Annotated in this window: 1 protein-coding gene; it reads right to left on the minus strand. The window is 46.3% G+C overall.

Features of this window, described 5'->3' with window-relative positions; genetic code table 11:
• Window positions 1-1,373: ABC transporter permease (locus tag LI149_RS14985; protein WP_227143606.1), on the minus strand; the 1,373-nt coding region annotated here is incomplete at its 3' end.
• Window positions 1,374-1,526: the final 153 nt, after the last annotated feature.

A 1,526-nucleotide genomic window follows, 5' to 3' on the forward strand; every position in this document is an offset into this window, starting at 1 on the left:
CTATAATATAGGAATGCTTCATCCGGAAGAATCAATGCAAAGGACAAGGTTATAGAACGGTCCGTGACCAAATTCACAGACTGAACCTCTCCTGTAAGATGAATCGGACTACCATCCAGTTCCACCTTGGGCTGTCCGGCCAATACTTGGTTCAGCATTGCGGTACGACTTACCGTAGTAAACTCTGTATCAATATAGACAGCGGCCTCCTTTTCGCCTAATTGGAGAGCCGGTTTGCCGGACAATTCCAACAAACGATTATAGTCCGATAAACAAATCAAATATGGGTATGTGGCATAACCAAGATTGTTCAGAAGGACATCCCGGTCTTCCGACTGGGGCAGGCTCCGAAGAGAGTCCATAACAGCGTCCATGCTGTAGGCATTATCATAATCTTCTGTGGTGCGAATACGCCCAACCCTCATTTCAAAAAGCTCTGAAAATTGATTTTCCAAACTGTTTTCTTTCAGGACTGCCTTTATATTCGGAAGAACCTGCGATGAATCTTCTGCAGTATGATCTTCAAAAGTATAGTCGATTACATGGCCAGAAGACAGGTTATTCGTTCCTGCAATTCCTACGCCCGCACCAAAACAACACAGCGCCGCCAGAATCAGCAGGGAGCTGATGGCCATGGAGTTTGACTGATGAATGACATTCTCCTGAATCTGCCGGAAGGTAAATACATGAAGCTGCTTATTTCCTTTTCCTTTCTTAACAATCAAAGCAATCAGCGCACGCATCCCATAGAAAAGCAGCATCGTACCAACTATGCCCAACAGCAAAGTCAGTCCCATCATACTTACCTTTGTCCATGCAATTCCCTGAATCGCCATGTAGTAAGCCACTGCCAACATCACACTTCCGCATATAGCAGCCAGTCCATAGATAACAGATGGCATTTGCTTTTTGGGGCGGTTCGTTGGCTGGGATAGCAAAGTACCGATCTCCTGGCGGCTGATTCGTCCACTCAAAATCAGAAGTGCCGTCAGCTTAATTGCCAGAAATCCTGCCAGCGTCCATTCAATCGCAGACCAGGATAAAGAAAACTGATGACCGATGATCCCCATGCCTACCAGCTTGGCGGTGACAAGACTGACAATTTCTGAAAGCACCACAGCCACAGGTAAGCCTATGAGCATGGCAAGAATACTGGTCAGGAAATCTTCCGCCAGAAGCATACCAAACAGTTTACTTCTACGCATCCCCAACATTAGATAAACACCAAACTCATGCCGTCTGCGCTCGAACTGATACTTGCAGGCAAAATAGATCAAAAAGAACAGAATACCGAGGGTCATCCCATAAAACGCAGGAATCAGAAGCAGGAGTTTGTCAACTGCGTCACTCTCCATTTTCTGCAAAAAGAGCATCACATCTTGAGTGGAGATGGAAAGAATCATGTAAAAGGCAACAATAGAAATCACCAGGGAGCTGAAAAACAGACCGTTTTCCTTTCGGCTGCGGCGGCTGTTCCGAAGAATGAGATTAGAGAACATTTGCGCTGCCCCCTCCCAGTTGCGCCA

Source organism: Dorea sp. 210702-DFI.3.17, assembly GCF_020560825.1.
GTDB classification, from domain to species: Bacteria; Bacillota; Clostridia; order Lachnospirales; family Lachnospiraceae; genus Dorea; species Dorea formicigenerans.